This window comes from Phytopseudomonas punonensis (assembly GCF_900142655.1).
Lineage (GTDB): Bacteria > Pseudomonadota > Gammaproteobacteria > Pseudomonadales > Pseudomonadaceae > Aquipseudomonas > Aquipseudomonas punonensis.
This window is the reverse complement of sequence record NZ_FRBQ01000005.1, coordinates 196,175-211,362: the sequence shown is the minus strand read 5'-3', so window position 1 is coordinate 211,362 and position 15,188 is coordinate 196,175. Positions and strand designations below refer to the sequence as shown.

General features: G+C 60.1%; 16 protein-coding genes. 9 read left to right on the top strand and 7 right to left on the bottom strand.

All coding sequences use genetic code 11. The features are described from left to right. Positions 1 to 9: 9 nt before the first annotated feature. The 3 genes from tcyL to BUC40_RS14950 all read right to left on the bottom strand — a co-directional run bounded on the left by tcyL (position 10) and on the right by BUC40_RS14950 (position 2,573). Complete coding sequence (gene tcyL / locus BUC40_RS14960) at positions 10 to 678, bottom strand: cystine ABC transporter permease (protein ID WP_073266969.1); 669 nt, start codon at positions 676 to 678, stop codon at positions 10 to 12. Then, positions 675 to 1,472, bottom strand: a complete 798-nt coding sequence (gene tcyJ, locus BUC40_RS14955) for a cystine ABC transporter substrate-binding protein (RefSeq protein ID WP_073266968.1) — start codon at positions 1,470 to 1,472, stop codon at positions 675 to 677. The genes tcyL and tcyJ overlap by 4 nt, the downstream gene beginning before the upstream one ends. Positions 1,473 to 1,574: 102 nt before the next feature. Then, entirely contained in the window at positions 1,575 to 2,573 is a 999-nt protein-coding gene (locus BUC40_RS14950; RefSeq protein WP_073267040.1) for a D-cysteine desulfhydrase, read from the bottom strand. A gap of 220 nt (positions 2,574 to 2,793) precedes the next feature. On the opposite strand from BUC40_RS14950, the gene BUC40_RS14945 reads away from it, so the two are divergent. From BUC40_RS14945 to BUC40_RS14920, 6 genes are all read left to right on the top strand, one after another. After that, complete coding sequence (locus BUC40_RS14945) at positions 2,794 to 3,573, top strand: MetQ/NlpA family ABC transporter substrate-binding protein (RefSeq protein ID WP_073266967.1); 780 nt, start codon at positions 2,794 to 2,796, stop codon at positions 3,571 to 3,573. A 258-nt stretch (positions 3,574 to 3,831) separates the two neighbouring features. Next, complete coding sequence (locus tag BUC40_RS14940; RefSeq protein WP_073266966.1) at positions 3,832 to 4,725, top strand: TauD/TfdA dioxygenase family protein; 894 nt, start codon at positions 3,832 to 3,834, stop codon at positions 4,723 to 4,725. 52 nt (positions 4,726 to 4,777) lie between these two features. Next, complete coding sequence (locus BUC40_RS14935) at positions 4,778 to 5,821, top strand: ABC transporter substrate-binding protein (RefSeq protein WP_073266965.1); 1,044 nt, start codon at positions 4,778 to 4,780, stop codon at positions 5,819 to 5,821. Between the two features lie 5 nt (positions 5,822 to 5,826). Next, positions 5,827 to 6,690: an ABC transporter ATP-binding protein gene (locus BUC40_RS14930; RefSeq protein WP_073266964.1), complete on the top strand. Its 864-nt coding sequence runs from the start codon at positions 5,827 to 5,829 to the stop codon at positions 6,688 to 6,690. A gap of 13 nt (positions 6,691 to 6,703) precedes the next feature. Further along, a complete protein-coding gene (locus BUC40_RS14925; protein WP_073266963.1) occupies positions 6,704 to 7,570 on the top strand; it encodes an ABC transporter permease in 867 nt (288 codons plus the stop codon). Between the two features lie 106 nt (positions 7,571 to 7,676). Beyond that, positions 7,677 to 8,693, top strand: coding sequence for an ABC transporter substrate-binding protein (locus BUC40_RS14920; RefSeq protein WP_073267039.1), 1,017 nt, complete (start codon positions 7,677 to 7,679; stop codon positions 8,691 to 8,693). Between the two features lie 27 nt (positions 8,694 to 8,720). Here the strand turns inward: BUC40_RS14920 and BUC40_RS14915 are convergent, their stop codons facing one another. Beyond that, positions 8,721 to 9,038, bottom strand: coding sequence for a hypothetical protein (locus BUC40_RS14915; protein WP_139272187.1), 318 nt, complete (start codon positions 9,036 to 9,038; stop codon positions 8,721 to 8,723). 2 nt (positions 9,039 to 9,040) lie between these two features. Beyond that, positions 9,041 to 9,937, bottom strand: coding sequence for a formate/nitrite transporter family protein (locus BUC40_RS14910; RefSeq protein ID WP_073266961.1), 897 nt, complete (start codon positions 9,935 to 9,937; stop codon positions 9,041 to 9,043). Positions 9,938 to 10,193: 256 nt separating this feature from the next. On the opposite strand from BUC40_RS14910, the gene cysP reads away from it, so the two are divergent. The 3 genes from cysP (at position 10,194) to cysW (ending at position 13,165) form a co-directional block, all read left to right on the top strand. Beyond that, complete coding sequence (cysP, locus tag BUC40_RS14905) at positions 10,194 to 11,207, top strand: thiosulfate ABC transporter substrate-binding protein CysP (protein ID WP_073266960.1); 1,014 nt, start codon at positions 10,194 to 10,196, stop codon at positions 11,205 to 11,207. Between the two features lie 282 nt (positions 11,208 to 11,489). Next, the gene (cysT, locus tag BUC40_RS14900) at positions 11,490 to 12,338 is read left to right on the top strand and encodes a sulfate ABC transporter permease subunit CysT (protein WP_073266959.1); all 849 of its coding nucleotides are present in this window, start codon (positions 11,490 to 11,492) and stop codon (positions 12,336 to 12,338) included. Then, a complete protein-coding gene (gene cysW, locus BUC40_RS14895; protein ID WP_073266958.1) occupies positions 12,335 to 13,165 on the top strand; it encodes a sulfate ABC transporter permease subunit CysW in 831 nt (276 codons plus the stop codon). The genes cysT and cysW overlap by 4 nt, the downstream gene beginning before the upstream one ends. A gap of 174 nt (positions 13,166 to 13,339) precedes the next feature. Here the strand turns inward: cysW and ubiM are convergent, their stop codons facing one another. Then, a complete protein-coding gene (ubiM, locus tag BUC40_RS14890) occupies positions 13,340 to 14,515 on the bottom strand; it encodes a 5-demethoxyubiquinol-8 5-hydroxylase UbiM (protein WP_073266957.1) in 1,176 nt (391 codons plus the stop codon). An 85-nt stretch (positions 14,516 to 14,600) separates the two neighbouring features. Then, positions 14,601 to 15,038: a hypothetical protein gene (locus tag BUC40_RS14885; RefSeq protein ID WP_083593561.1), complete on the bottom strand. Its 438-nt coding sequence runs from the start codon at positions 15,036 to 15,038 to the stop codon at positions 14,601 to 14,603. Positions 15,039 to 15,188: the final 150 nt, after the last annotated feature.

Here is a 15,188-nt window from a genome sequence, read left to right as displayed (position 1 = left end):
TTGAGGCCATCAGTTGTCCGCCTCGTGGCGGTTGACGCGTGCTTCCAGACGATTTTGCAGGTGCGCCAGCAAGCTGGAGAGAATCCAGTAGATCACCGTCGCAGCGAGGTACATGGCGAAGACTTCGTAGGTGCGGGCGGTGATCAGCTGCGCCTGACGGAACAGTTCGGGTACCTGAATGGTGGCCGCCAGGGCGGTGTCCTTGACCAGCGAGATGAAGCTGTTGCCCAGCGGGGGCAGGGCGGTACGCATGGCCTGCGGCAGGATGGTGCGCAACATCGTCTGGCTTTTGCTCATGCCAATACTGGCGGCGGCTTCCCATTGCCCGCGGTCGATGGAGGCAATGGCCGCTCGCATGATCTCGGCGACATAGGCCGCCATGTTCAGGGAGAAGCCAATCAGCGCGGCGGTTAGCGGCTCCAGCTGCAGCCCCAGTTCAGGCAGGCCGAAGTAGATGATGAACAGCTGCACCAGCAGTGGAGTGCCGCGAAAGAACGAGATGTACACCCTGGCCAGCCAGCCCAGCGGCGCAATGGCGTAGAGCCTGACCAGAGCAAGCCCGAAGCCCAGCAGCATGCCGAAAAACATGCCGCCAAGGCTGAGGATGATCGTCCAGATTGCGCCCTTGAGTAGAAAGGGTAAGGAATCCAGCACCAGCTGGAATGTTTCCGGCGTCATTGAGTAACGTCAGCCTTGAACCATTTCTCGGAAAGTTGCTTCAAGGTGCCGTCGCTACGCAGTTTCTCGATGGCCTTGTTGATGGCCGCGAGCAGTTCAGGATTGCCTTTGCGTAGCGCAATCCCGGATTCCTGGCGGGAGAAGGCATCGCCGGCAACGGCCATGCGGTTGCCAGTCTTGGCGACCATTTCGAACGCGGCCAGGCGATCGACCAGAACCACGTCGATGCGACCTACGTTGAGGTCCTGGAACTTGGTCGGATCATCGTCATAGGTGCGGATATCGGCTTTGGGGGCGTTTTCTTTCAGCCACTTCTCGTAGTTGGTGCCCAGGCCGACACCAACTTTCTTGCCTGCCAGATCCGCAGCGCTCTTCACGCTGTCAGCATCGTTCTTGCGGGTCAGCGCCTGAATACCCGAGATGGTATAGGGCGTGGAGAAATCGTATTTTTTCTTGCGTTCATCGGAGATGGTGACTTGGTTGATCACCACATCGATGCGACCCGATTCCAGCGAGGCCAGAATGCCGTCCCACTTGGTGGGCTGGAAGCTGACCTTTACACCAAGCTCCTTGGCCAGAGCCGTCGCGAAGTCCACTTCAAAACCGGCGAGCTTGCCGCTTTCGTCCTGGAAGTTGAACGGCGGGTAGGTGCCTTCGAGGCCTACCTTGATGGTGCCGACATCCTTGATCTTCTGCAGATCATCGGCCGCATAAGCCTGACTTCCCAAACCGGCGAAAAGCGCCAGGCCGAGGCTGCCAATAAGGAGATTTCGTCGCAGTGTGGCAATGATCATGTTCGAGCCTCGGTGGGTGCATTGGGAGGTGCTTTGGGACGCGGCACTCTAAGGTTGATCGGGTAGTCGAGAAAATAATAAAAAATTATTTGTATATAGCGTTTAGAGAGTCAAGGACTGATACGCGAACAGTGCTGGAGCACCGCCGGTGTGCAGGAAAACGATCGGTTTGCCTTCTTCGAATGCGCCTTTCTGCACGCCGTCGAGCAGGCCAGCGAAGGCCTTGCCGGTGTACACGGGATCAAGCAGCAAACCCTGGCTGCTGGCCAGCAGGCGAATGGCGTCCAGCGTGCCGGTGTTGGGTTCGCCGTAGCGCGGGCCGTAATACTCGTCCCACAGCTCGATGGCCAGGTTCTCCGGCACCGGAATGCCGAGCAACTCGGCGGTGCGTTCGACCAGCCCCAACACCTTGGGCCGCTGCAGGTCGGCGGGGCGCGACACGGTGATACCCAGTACGCGCCAGTCGGGCAGTACATGGGCCAGCGACAGCGCAAGGCCGGCATGAGTAGCGCCACTGCCGGAGGCGAGCACCAGCGTGCCGCTTTCCAGGCCTTTGGCACTGACCTGTTCGGCGAACTCCAGGCCTGCCTTTACGTAACCCAGGGTGCCCAGCGCGTTGGAGCCACCGATTGGAATCACGTAAGGGCTCTTGCCGGTGGCGCGCAGGCGCTCGGCCTTGGCCATCAGCAACAGGTCCGGCTCGTCGAGGTTGTCGACCACTTCCACCCGCGTACCGAACAGATCCAGCAGCAGCCGATTACCGTTATGCAGGTAATTCTGTTCCTGAGTGTCGATGGGGTTTTCCAGCAGGGCGACGCAAGCAAGGCCGAGTTTTGCCGCCAGCGCAGCGGTTTGCCGAACGTGATTGGACTGGATGGCACCTGCGGTAATCAGCGTATCGGCGTGTTGAGCCAGTGCGTCGGCGCCGAGGTATTCGAGCTTACGCGCCTTGTTGCCGCCGAGCGCGAACAGGGTCAGGTCGTCACGTTTGACATAGATGTCGCGCTTCACGTGATGCGACAAGCGCAGCAGATGTTGCAGCGGCGTGGCATGGGGAACCAGTTCCAGGCGCTCGAAACGGTTCAGGGCTTCGCTGATCATGTTCATCAATCCGCAATAGAGGTGCTTTCACTGTAGAAGTGACCGCCCGAAACACAACAAGTGCGCGAGCTTCTACTTATTCTCAAAAGAAATATACGAATGAATTAAAAGTATTTTCAACGTATAACTGAGCGCCGTATCGTCAGCGCGCCGCACCTATCCGGTACGACCTCTTACTCCATGCCGCTGTCGACCCACTGGCAACTATCGAGAACAACACATGAAAAAAACGCTTCTGCTGGCTGCATTGGCCACCGTCCTGGCTACCCAGGCATTCGCTGCTGAAAAACTCACCGTAGCGGCAACCCCGGTTCCCCATGCCGAGATCCTCGAGTTGATCAAGCCGAAGCTGACCGAGGAAGGAATTGATCTGCAGATCAAGGTGTTCACCGATTACGTGCAGCCCAACCTGCAAGTTGAGCAGAAGCAACTCGATGCCAACTACTTCCAGACCAAGCCATACCTGGACAGCTTCAACGAAAGCCGCGGTACCCACCTGGTGATCGTCAAGGGCGTACACGTCGAGCCTTTCGGCGGTTATTCGCGTAAGTACAAGAGCCTGAAAGATCTGCCGGACGGCGCCACCATCGCCATCCCCAACGAAGCCAGCAACAGCGGCCGCGCCTTGCAACTGCTGCAACACGCCGGCCTGCTGACCCTGAAAGACCCGGCCAATATCCAGGCCACGCCGAAGGATCTGGCCAGCAACCCGCACAACTTCCAGTTCAAGCAGCTCGAAGCGGCCATGTTGCCGCGCGTGCTGGATCAGGTCGACCTGGCGCTGATCAACACCAACTACGCCCTTGAAGCCAAGCTCAACCCGAACAAGGATGCGCTGGTGCTGGAAAACAAGGATTCGCCGTACGTGAACTACCTGGTGGCCCGCCCAGACAACCAGAACAGCGACGCCATCAAGAAGCTGGCTGACGCACTGACCAGCCCCGAAGTGAAAGCCTTCATCGAGAAGAAGTACTCGGGGGCGGTAGTGCCTGCGTTCTAAGGCTCAGGCCTGCCGCACAAAACGCCGGTAGTGGTTTCGACCACTGCCGGCGTTTTCTTTTGTATGTGCAGGTACAGGCTGTTGATCTGCCATAAGCAAATGCGAAAAAGGTATTTAAATTTAATTTCTTATATCGATATAGTTCTGCCCATGCGTACCCGCCGGCTAACCGGCGCGCCGCACGACTGAATACAGGTGCCGAACACCTGCTTCTGAAGACGCGCCCCGTTGGCGCCCTTACCGTGTGGAGTTGCGCAAATGCCTGCCGTTTCCCTGAGTTCTGCCAATCACCAGCCAGCGCAGAATTTTGCAGTCCGCCCCTTTTCCGCTGCAGTCGGTGCCGAAATCATCGGCCTCGACCTCAGCCAGCCGTTGAACGATGCCGATTTCGCCCGCGTTCACCAGGCGCATCTCGACTACAACGTCGTGGTGTTCCGTGACCAGCGCATTACTCCGCAGCAGCAGATCGATTTCAGCTGTCGCTTCGGCGTCTTGCAGATCCACGTGCTCAAGCAGTTCCTGCTGGCCAACCACCCGGAAGTCTTCATCATTTCCAACATCGTCGAGAACGGTCAGCCGATCGGTCTGGGCGATGCCGGCAAGTTCTGGCACTCGGATCTGTCCTACAAGGAATTCCCCAGCCTGGGTTCCATGCTGCTCGCTCAGGAGCTACCGGAAGAGGGCGGCGACACGCTGTTCGCCAGCCAGCAACTGGCCTACGAAACACTGCCGGTCGAGCTGCGCCAGGCCATCGAGGGCAAACGTGCGGCGCATTCCTACACCGCCCGGTATGCAGATGAAGTGTTCAAGGGCATACGCCGCCCGACACTGACCGAAGCGCAGCTGGCCGAGGTCAAGGCCGTGGTTCATCCGGTGGTGCGCACCCACCCGGAAACAGGCCGCAAGGGCCTGTTCGTCAACGAGAACTTCACCACCCACATTCTCGACATTCCAGAGGACGAGAGCCGGCAGATCCTCGCCGAGCTCTACTCCCACAGCGCGAAGCCCGAATTCATCTACCGCCACCAGTGGCAGCCGAACGACATGGTGTTCTGGGACAACCGCGCGCTGATCCATCTGGCGACCGGCTGCCCGAGCCATCTGCGTCGGCGCATGCACCGCACGACGATCCAGGGTGATGTTCCTTTTTAAACGCCTCACCCCGCTGTAACCCTATTTCTGCACCTTTGACTGGAGCCTCGACATGTCGGCAGGTAAGCGCTTTCCCTTTATTCCCCGTTTCGGTCGTTTAGCCGGTGGCATCGCCCTGAGTCTGAGCCTGCTGGCAGGCAGCCTGGCGGCGCCGCAAGTCGCTCACGCCGAGGGGCAGATCCGCATCGCGGAGCAGTTCGGCATCGTTTATCTGCTGCTCAACGTGGTGCGTGATCAAGGGCTGATCGAGAAGCATGGCAAGGCCGAAGGCCTGGACATCAAGGTCGACTGGCAGCAGCTGTCCGGTGGCTCGGCGGTGAACGATGCACTGCTGTCCGGCGCCATCGATATCGCCGGTGCCGGCATTGGCCCGCTGCTGACCGTGTGGGATCGCACCCACGGCAAGCAGAACGTCAAGGGCGTGGCTTCGCTCGGCAACTTCCCGTACTACCTGCTGAGCAACAACCCCAAGGTCAAGACCATCGCCGACTTCACTGACAAGGATCGCATCGCCGTTCCGGCGGTGGGCGTGTCGGTGCAGTCGCGCTTCCTGCAATACGCCGCAGCTAAGCAGTGGGGCGACAAGCAATTCAACCGCCTGGATAAATACACCGTGGCGTTGCCGCATCCGGACGCCACGGCGTCCCTGAAATCGGGAGGCACCGAGCTGACCGGGCACTTCTCCAACCCGCCGTTCCAGAACCAGGCGCTGGAGAACCCGGACGTGCACGTAGTGCTCGACACCTACAAGCTGCTCGGCCCGAACTCGCCGACCGTGCTGTATTCCACCGAGAAATTCCGCAATGACAACCCCAAGACCTACAAGGCTTTTGTCGGTGCATTGGCCGAAGCGGCGGATTTCGCTCAGAAGGACAAGGGCGCGGCAGCGGACACCTACATTCGCGTCACCGGCGCCAAGATCAGCCGCGACGAGCTGCTGAAGATCATCGACAACGAGCAGTTCCAGTTCACCGTCACGCCCACCAACACCTATCCGCTGGCCGACTTCCTGCACCGCGTCGGCGCCATCAAAAATAAGCCGGCCAGCTGGCAGGACTACTTCTTCGAAGACGCCGCCATCGGCCAGGGAAGCTGAAAACCATGAACGCCCCTCTGCAAGGCCACACGGTCAGCACGTTGAATCCAGCCACCTTCGACACCGTTCTACAGGTGCAGAAGGTCAGCCTCGAATACCGCACCCCGCAGCGCGTCGTGCGCGCCACCCACGAGGTCAGCTTTGAGGTGGACCGTGCCGATCGTTTCGTGCTGCTCGGCCCATCCGGCTGCGGTAAATCCACGTTGCTCAAGGCGGTGGCCGGTTTCATCGAACCAGTCGCCGGCAGCATCCGCCTCGACGGCGCCCAGGTACGCGAACCGGGCCCGGATCGCATCGTGGTGTTTCAGGAGTTCGATCAACTGCCGCCATGGAAGACGGTAAAGCAGAACGTGATGTTCCCGCTGCTGGCCTCGCGAACCCTGGGCCGCAAGGACGCCGAGGAACGCGCTCTGCATTACCTGGAGAAGGTCGGCCTGGCCGGCTTCGCCGATGCCTATCCGCACACCCTGTCCGGCGGCATGAAGGCGAGGGTGGCTATCGCCCGGGCGCTGGCCATGCAGCCGAAGATCCTGCTGATGGACGAGCCCTTCGCCGCCCTCGATGCACTGACCCGTCGCAAGATGCAGGAGGAGTTGCTGGAGCTATGGGAGGAGGTGCGCTTCACCCTGTTGTTCGTCACCCATTCCATCGAAGAGGCGCTGATCGTCGGCAATCGCATTCTGCTGCTGTCGCCCCATCCCGGCCGAGTGCGGGCCGAGATCAACAGCCATCAGTTCGACCTGCACAGCCTCGGCGGTGTGGGCTTCCAGCAGACCGCGCAACGCATCCATCGCCTGCTGTTCGACGAGGAGGTCGACAGCGGCCAAGGCGTCGAGCTGGGCTTCCACGACATCCGCATCGCCTACTGAGGAGATTGAAACCATGAGTCTTTCCCCCGCACGGCGTGAGGAATACGAAATACCCCTGCAACCGTTGCCCGGCCTCAAGGTCGAGCGCGAGCTGTCCTTAGGGCAGCGCCTCTGGCAACAGGGCTGGCTGCGCAAGTCGGTGATCCTGCTGGGACTGGCGCTGATCTGGGAGCTCGCGGCTCGCTATCAGGGCAATGATCTGCTGCTGCCCAGCTTTCTGCAGACCGCACGCGCCTTTATCGAAGGCGTGGGCACTGGCGAGCTGGTGGAGAAGACTGCTATTTCCCTGTCGGTGCTGATCAAGGGTTACCTGATCGGTATCGGTATGGCCTTTCTGCTGACCACCCTGGCGGTGTCGACACAGCTGGGCCGTGATCTGCTTTCCACCCTGACCTCGATGTTCAACCCGCTGCCTGCCATCGCGCTGCTGCCGCTGTCGCTGCTGTGGTTCGGCCTGGGCGAGAACAGCCTGATCTTCGTGCTGGTGCACTCGGTGCTGTGGGCGCTGGCTCTCAATACCTACGCGGGTTTTCTCGGCGTTTCGGAAACCCAGCGCATGGCCGGCCGCAATTACGGCCTCAAGGGCCTGCGCTTCGTGCTGTTCATTTTGGTGCCTGCTGCGCTGCCGTCGATCCTTGCCGGCCTGAAGATCGGCTGGGCCTTCGCCTGGCGCACGCTGATCGCCGCCGAACTGGTGTTCGGTGCGTCCAGCGGCAAGGGCGGCCTGGGCTGGTACATCTTCCAGAACCGTAACGAGCTGTACACCGACAAGGTGTTCGCAGGTCTGGCCGCGGTGATCCTGATCGGCCTGCTGGTGGAGAACCTGGTGTTCGCCACGCTGGAACGCGTCACCGTCAAGCGTTGGGGGATGCAGCGCTGACCCGTAGGGTGGATCACGCTTCACCGATCCACCATCCACGACCGCAACGGTGGATGAAAAAACGTCATCCACCCTACAAAACTGAATCACATAACGAGAAGAGATGATGACCAACACTTTCAAACTCGGCCGTCTGGCCACCGCTCTGGGCCTGCTCGGCGCCCTGGCAACCCCGCTGGCCGCTCACGCGGAAGGCAAGATCAGCATCGCCCAGCAGTTCGGCATCGGTTACCTGGTGCTGCACGTGGTCAAGGACCAGCAACTGATCGAGAAACATGCCAAGGCTCAGGGCCTGGATGACATCGAGGTGGAGTGGCGGACCATCTCCGGTGCCACGGCGATGAACGAGGCGCTGCTGGCCGGCGCCATCGACGTGGTATCGGCAGGTGTACCGCCGATGCTCACCGTGTGGGATCGCACCCACGGCAAGCAGAACGTCAAGGCCGTCGCGTCGTTGGGTTCGCTGCCCAACTACCTGCTGAGCAATCGCGCCGAGGTCAAGACCCTGGATGATCTTGGCGACAAGGATCGCATCGCCGTGCCGGCTGCCGGTGTTGGCTTCCAGTCGCGCACCCTGCAGATCGAAACTGCCAAGCGCTACGGCAATGCCGACTTCCAGCGTTTCGACAAAATCTCCGTGAGCCTGCCGCACCCGGATGCCACCGTGGCACTGACCAAGGGTGGCTCGGAAATCACCGCGCATTTCTCCAGCCCGCCGTTCCAGTACCAGGCGCTGGAAAACCCGAACGTACACAAGCTGATCAGCAGCTACGACATCCTCGGCGGCCAGGCCACGTTCAACGTGCTGTACGCCACCGAGAAATTCCACGACCAGAACCCGAAGACCTACAAGGCCTTCTACGACGCGCTGGTCGAGGCTTCGCAGATCATCAAGGCCGACAAGGCGGCTGCAGCAGAGACCTACATCAAGGTCGAGAACTCCAAGCTGCCATTGGAGTTCGTGCGCAAGATCATCGAAGACCCGGAAAACGACTTCACCGTCTCGCCACAGCGCACCTTCATCTACGCCGAGAAGCTGCATGAACTGGGTGTGCTGAAGAACAAGGCCGCCTCCTGGAAGGATTACTTCTTCGAAGAAGCCTACGCCAATCCGGGTAGCTGATCAGCGTTGAACTGGATAGCGCCCTGGCTACTGGGCGCTCGACTTCTGGCAGCGTAGCGACTCGATGAATGGCTGGGGGAACGACAAGCAAGAGCTGTTTCTGCTTGGATTGTAAGCTCCCCATAGTTCATCAAAGGCGGCAAGGGGATCGACTGGCTCGCCTGCTGCCCCTCGGTTGTCATCAACAAAGCCCGCCTGGGAAATCAGGTGGGCTTTGTTGCAGACGAACGCGCCACTGGCGTTGACCAGGCCTTTGCTGGTGCGCGCCGGCATCAGTGCGACGCCTTCGAAGACTCGACTTCGAGAAAGGCGGCCGAGACCTTGAGGCCTTTGGCGGTCTTGCACGGTCAGTCCTTGCGATTGCGGCGCAACTCCTCCAGCAACTTGTGCTTGTCGCGCTCGCGCTTGGCAATTACGTCACGCTCGCTGCGGATCTGGGCATGGCTGAGCAGGGCAAAGATAAAGCTGCCACCGATGATGTTGCCGGCCAGGGTAGGCCCCGCAAACACCAGCCAGAAATCGCTCCAACTCACTTCACCGGCATACACCAGATAAGACACCTCTACCGAGCCGACCACGATATGGGTGAAGTCACCCAGTGCCATCAGGTAAGTGATCATCACGATAATGGCGATCTTGGCGCTTTCCATCGAGGCGATCATCCACACCATGGTGGCGATCATCCAGCCCGAAATGATGCCTTTGGCAAGCATCGTGGACACGTCGTTTTCCATCACCTTACGGCCGATTTCCAGAAACGCCAGGTCGGTCTGGGTATCGAAAATCGGCAGGCGCAGCATCACCCAAGCCACCAGCAGGGTGCCGGCTAGGTTTCCGCATAGCACCACGCCCCAAAGACGCAATAGTCGCCCGACATTGTTCAGGGTCAGCTTGCTCATCACCGGCAGCACGGCGGTCAGGGTGTTTTCCGTAAACAGTTGCTGACGGGCGAGTATCACCCCCAGAAAGCCTGCCGAATAACCGAGGCTGGCGATCACATGACTTTCATCGCTGGGGCCCAACCGAGAGCGGAACAAACCCATGGCCATCAGCGACAGGCCCATGGTCAGCCCGGCGGCCAGCGCCGACCACCATAATGCTGCGATGCTGCGCTCCAGTTCATGGTCGCCCTGAATCCTGATGGTTTCATGCAACACCGCCGCCCGCGGCGGCAGCTTCTCATCGATCTCGCGCTCTTCTTCGGCTGACAGGCCGGGTGTCTTGCCGTCTGCTTGTTCTTGCATACCAGTTACCTTCATGGGTGAAACGACGGAGGCCCGTCTGTCTGAGGATTCAGACCTGCGGCGCCCAGTGTCGTTCTGCCGTGATGAAGGCGTCCTTGCCTCGCGGCAAAATGGGCTACGGCGTAGCCGTGCGTGAAACGTCAACAGACCTCAGTGCGTAGTGGAATATGGTTATGGTAAAAGGATTCTTTTAAGGCATAAGGCCATCAGGCAGACTGCCGCCCTTATCTGCCCTCTCGTAAGGAAACCCCGGATCATGCTGAAGAAAATCCTGCTGGCGACTGCCGTCACCACGTCGCTGCTTGGCAGCGCTGTCGCATCGGCGGCGGACAAGCCGATTCTCAACGCCTCCTACGATGTCGCCCGCGAGCTGTTCGCCGAGATCAACCCCAAGTTCCAGGCTCACTGGAAGGCCGAGACCGGCAAGGATCTGAAGATCGACCAGTCGTTCGCCGGCACCTCGCGCCAGGCGCAGGACATCATTCAGGGCAAGAAAGTCGACACTGTGACCTTCAACCAGGTCACCGACGTGGACATCCTCGCCAAGCGTGGCCTGGTGCGTAAGGACTGGGCCGAGCAGTTCCCCAACCACAGCTCGCCGTACTACAGCACCACCGCCTTCCTGGTGCGCAAGGGCAATCCCAAAGGCATCAAGAACTGGGACGACCTGGCCCGCTCTGACGTGAAACTGGTGTTCCCCAACCCGAAAACCTCCGGCAACGCTCGCTACAGCTACCTGGGCGCCTGGCTGTATGCCAACGAGGCCTTCAAGGGCGATGAGGCGAAGATAAAGGAGTTCGTCGGCAAGGTGCTGCGTAACGTCGAGAACTTCCCCACTGGCGGCCGTGGCGCCACCGTGGCCTTCGCCCAGAATGGGCAGGGCGATGTGCTGCTGAGCTTCGAATCGGAAGTGGTGAATATCGCCAAGGGCGAAGAATTCAAATCCGGCGAGTTCGAAGTGGTGGTTCCGCCCGTCAGTGTGCTGGCCGAATTCCCGGTTGCGGTGGTCGACAAGGTAGTGGACGAGAAGGGCACCCGTGACGTGGCCAAGGCCTACCTGGACTTCCAGTACAGCAAGGACATCCAGAAGCTGCTGACCACCTACCACTACCGCGTGCAGGACAAGGAAGTAGCTGCCGAAACTGCTGGCCAGTTCCAGGAGCTGCGCCTGCTCAACCCCACCGATGTGCTCGGCACCTGGGACGAGATCACTGCCAAGCACTTCGATGGCAATGGTATCCTCGACCAGCTTCTGGCCGAAGGTCGTTGATTATCTAAGGCTCGGTTGATGACTTAGTGTCGTGGGAGCGGGCCATGCCCGCGAATGGTGGGCACGTACAAAGATTGCGGCGTAGCCACAATTGTTCGCGGGCATGGCCCGCTCCTACAAGGCAATTTCCACCGGCTACACCCGGTACTTTGTAGTTGTAAGGTGGACGACGTTTCATCCGTCCACCGTTCTACGATTGCTGCCTCAGCTACGGGCTGATCCGCATCCGCTGTATTCACAAACCGCCGACTTCCGGCGGTTTGTGCATTGAAGGACTTACGAGTGAGCAAGACCCCGATTTTCTTTCTGCAGAGCCCGTTGTTGCCAGGTTTTGGCCTGAGTTTCGGCTTTAGCGTCTTTTATCTGTCGCTGGTGATCCTGTTTCCGCTGTCCGCTTTGCTGCTGTACGTCAGCGACATGAGCTGGGCGCAGTACTGGCAGGCGATCAGCGATCCGCGCGTGGTGCAGAGTTACAAGGTGACCATCAGCGGCGCCTTTTACTCGACGGTGATCGCGTTGTTGATCGGCCTGTTGATCGCCTGGATCATCACCCGCTATGACTTCCCCGGGCGCCGTCTGGTCGATGCCCTGGTGGATCTGCCGTTCGCACTGCCCACCTCGGTGGCTGGCCTGACCCTGGCGACTCTGCTTGTGCCCAATGGTTGGCTCGGCCAGTATTTCGAGGCCGCAGGCATCAAGATGGCCTATGCCTACCCCGGCCTGGTGATCGCCATGGTTTTTACCAGCCTGCCGTTCGTGGTGCGTACCGTGCAGCCGGTTCTGCAAAGCCTGGGCAGCGAGTACGAAGAAGCGGCGCGCACCCTGGGCGCCAAGAAATGGCAAAGCTTCGTCTACGTGGTGCTACCGAGCCTGGCTCCGGCGCTGATCACGGGCGCGTCGCAGTCGTTCGTGCGCAGCCTGGGCGAGTTTGGCGCAGTGATCATGATCGCCGGGAACATTCCCTACAAAACCGAAGTGTCGTCGTTGATGATTTTCGTGCGCCTGCAGGAGTTCAACTACCCGGCAGCCGCGGCAATCGCCTCGGTCATCCTTCTGGCTTCGCTGTTCCTGCTGTTCACCTTGCAGGTGGTGCAGGGTCGGCTGTTCAAATGGCAGAGGCAAGGTCGATGAAAAAGCCTCAATCCTGGCATCAATGGTTGCTGATCGGCCTCGGCCTTGGCGCGGTAGCGCTGATGCTGGTGGTGCCGCTGGTGCTTATTTTCAGCAAGGCCCTGAGCGGTGGCTGGGCTATGCTGGTCGACAATCTTTCCCAGGACTACATGCAGCACGCCATTGGCCTGACCTTGCTGGTCGCCGCGCTGACCGTGCCGTTGAACCTGTGCTTCGGCATTCTGCTGGCTTGGTGCGTGACCCACTACGACTTCCGCGGCCGCAAGCTGCTGACCACTCTGGTGGACATTCCCTATGCCGTTTCGCCCGTGGTTGCAGGCCTCTGCTACCTGGTCGTCTACGGGCTGGAAACGGCGGTGGGCCAGTGGTTCTACGATAACGACATGCAGCTGATGTTCGCCTGGCCGGGTATCGTCATGGTCACGGTGTTCGTCACCGCGCCTTACGTGGCGCGCATCCTGATTCCAGTGATGCAGTCCCAGGGCAATGACGAAGAAACCTCGGCGCTGTGCCTGGGCGCCAATGGCTGGCAGATCTTCCGGCATATCACGCTGCCTAACATCAAGTGGGCGCTGCTGTATGGCGTGGTGGTCACCAACGCCCGCGCTGTGGGTGAGTTCGGGGCAGTGTCGGTAGTGTCCGGCACCATCCTCAACCAAACCCTGACCTTGCCGCTGCTGGTCGACCAGCTCAATAACGATTACAAGCCGGTGGCCGCCTTCACGGCCGCTGCCTTGCTGGCCTGCATGGCGCTGCTTACCCTGTTGCTCAAGACCTACATGGAATGGCGGCAGCGGGTGAATATGCAGCGCGCCGCCGACAGCTGATTAGGCTCTGTCCGAAAAGTACCTGCGTTCGGTGATGCTTCGTTAAAAGTCGGCTGGATTGCCAGCGCAGTCGGAATGCTCATTTATAGCTCGTGAACTCGGATGCGAGCCCAGTCCGTTCCTCACCGATTTTTGCCTCGCCTGACCTTCGCTCGCTGACTTTTCAGACCGACCCTAGCGCGCAATCTGGGTCAGGTGCCGGGCCAACGCCGCTTTGAAGGGCGGCAGGTTCTGCGCCAGCCGCAGGCCGGCATTGCGCAGCAGGCGGGTAGGTGCGCGGTCATCGGTGTACAGGCGCACCAGCAGACTGGTGGCCTGGTACAGCGGCCAGCTGGCACGCTGCTGAGCACTGGCGTACCGCTGCAATACCTCTGGCACGCCAATGTCCCTGCCGTTATGCAACGCGTCGAGCAGGCTATCTGCCAGGCGCTTCTGGCTCTGCAGACCCAAGTTGAAGCCGTGGGCCGTGACCGGATGCATACCCACCGCGGCATCACCGACCAGCGCGCTGCGCACGCCAGCGAAGCGCTCGGCATACACGCCTACCAGCGGATAAGTGATGCGCTCGCCAATCAGCTCCATGCGCCCAAGGCGCCCTTCAAAACGCTGCTCCATCTCACGGGAGAACGCCTGCGGATCGAGGCTCATCACCTCGTTCATTTGCCCAGGCGTTAGTGTCAGCACCGCCGAGGCAAGGTTGCCGTGCAATGGGAGCAGGGCGAGCGTTTGGCCGTAGCCAAACCATTCCCAGGCAACCTGTTCGTGGCTGCGCTCGTGGGCCATGCGGCAGACCAGCATGGTCTTGCCGAAATCCTCCATACGCGCACCAATCCCTAAACGACGGCGGGTTTCCGAGAAGCGGCTATCAGCCGCGACGATCAATCGTGCCTCGAGTGCCTTGCCGTCGCTCAGCCGCATCGACACGCCGCGAGCCGAGCAGCTCAGTTCGCTGATGGTGCGCTCGGTGATCAGCTCGAGGTCGCTGCATTCACTTATCGAGCAGTACGCCGCGCGGCGAATCGCCTGGTTGGGCACCAGCCAGCCCAAGCGTTCTTTGCCGACTGCTGTGGCGGTTATACGCAAAGCGTAGTGCGAAGGGCCGTTGAGCACTTGTGCGTCACGCAACGGAGAGATTTCATCAGGTGTGAATTGCTGCCAGATACCCAGTTTCTCTAGGATCTGCTGGGAGGCGCGAGTGAGCGCGATTTCTCGACCATCGAAGAACGGTGCCGCCAGTTCGGTTTCCTGCTGACGCTCAATGATCCGGATCGACAATCCCTGACCGGACAACGAACGAGCCAGGCACAGCCCGGCAGGCCCGGCCCCCACGATGACGACATCGGCTTTCATGGCCTTCTCCTCGCAAATTGACCAGTCGGCACTCTAGGTCAGCGCCTGCCGGCAAGCCTTGCTCAGGATCAGCCAAACGGCGCGATCACCAGAAACCGATGGGATGGCGCTCGTTGATGTAGTCCAGTGGCAGGGCGAAACCCTTGCGGAAGAAGTTGGCCAATCGGGTGTCGATGACTTTTTCATTCACCGAAGCCAGCAGCGATTCCTGGCGATGGATGTCGCCGCTGTCGGCGTAGAACTCCTCGTGCAACATGCGTTGCGCGGCGAGATTTGCGACCAGGCTGTAACTGCTCACAGGCTCTTCGCCTGGGCGGCTGACCGCCAGAATCAGGCGTGGTTTGTCGTGTTCCAGCACTAGGTCGACCACCACGTCGAGATCATGATTGCGCGCATAGCTCGCGGCCTCTTCGAACAATGGGCGCGCTTTTTCGCCCAGCGCCTGTACGAAAGCCTGGCGTATCGAATCGTCTCTTACATCATGCAGCTCATGGGTATCGTCCAGCTTGCGCAGGGTATTCACGTGTCGCCCCCTCAATTTCATCGGTTGTCAGAGCTGAGAAAAACAGCGCCCTCAGGGAGTTCAGCCGCCACGATCAAAGGTCGCCGCCAAATGCTTCGGAACTTGTGTGCCTCGCTCACTGCCATAGACACACAGTAACGATTGGGTAGG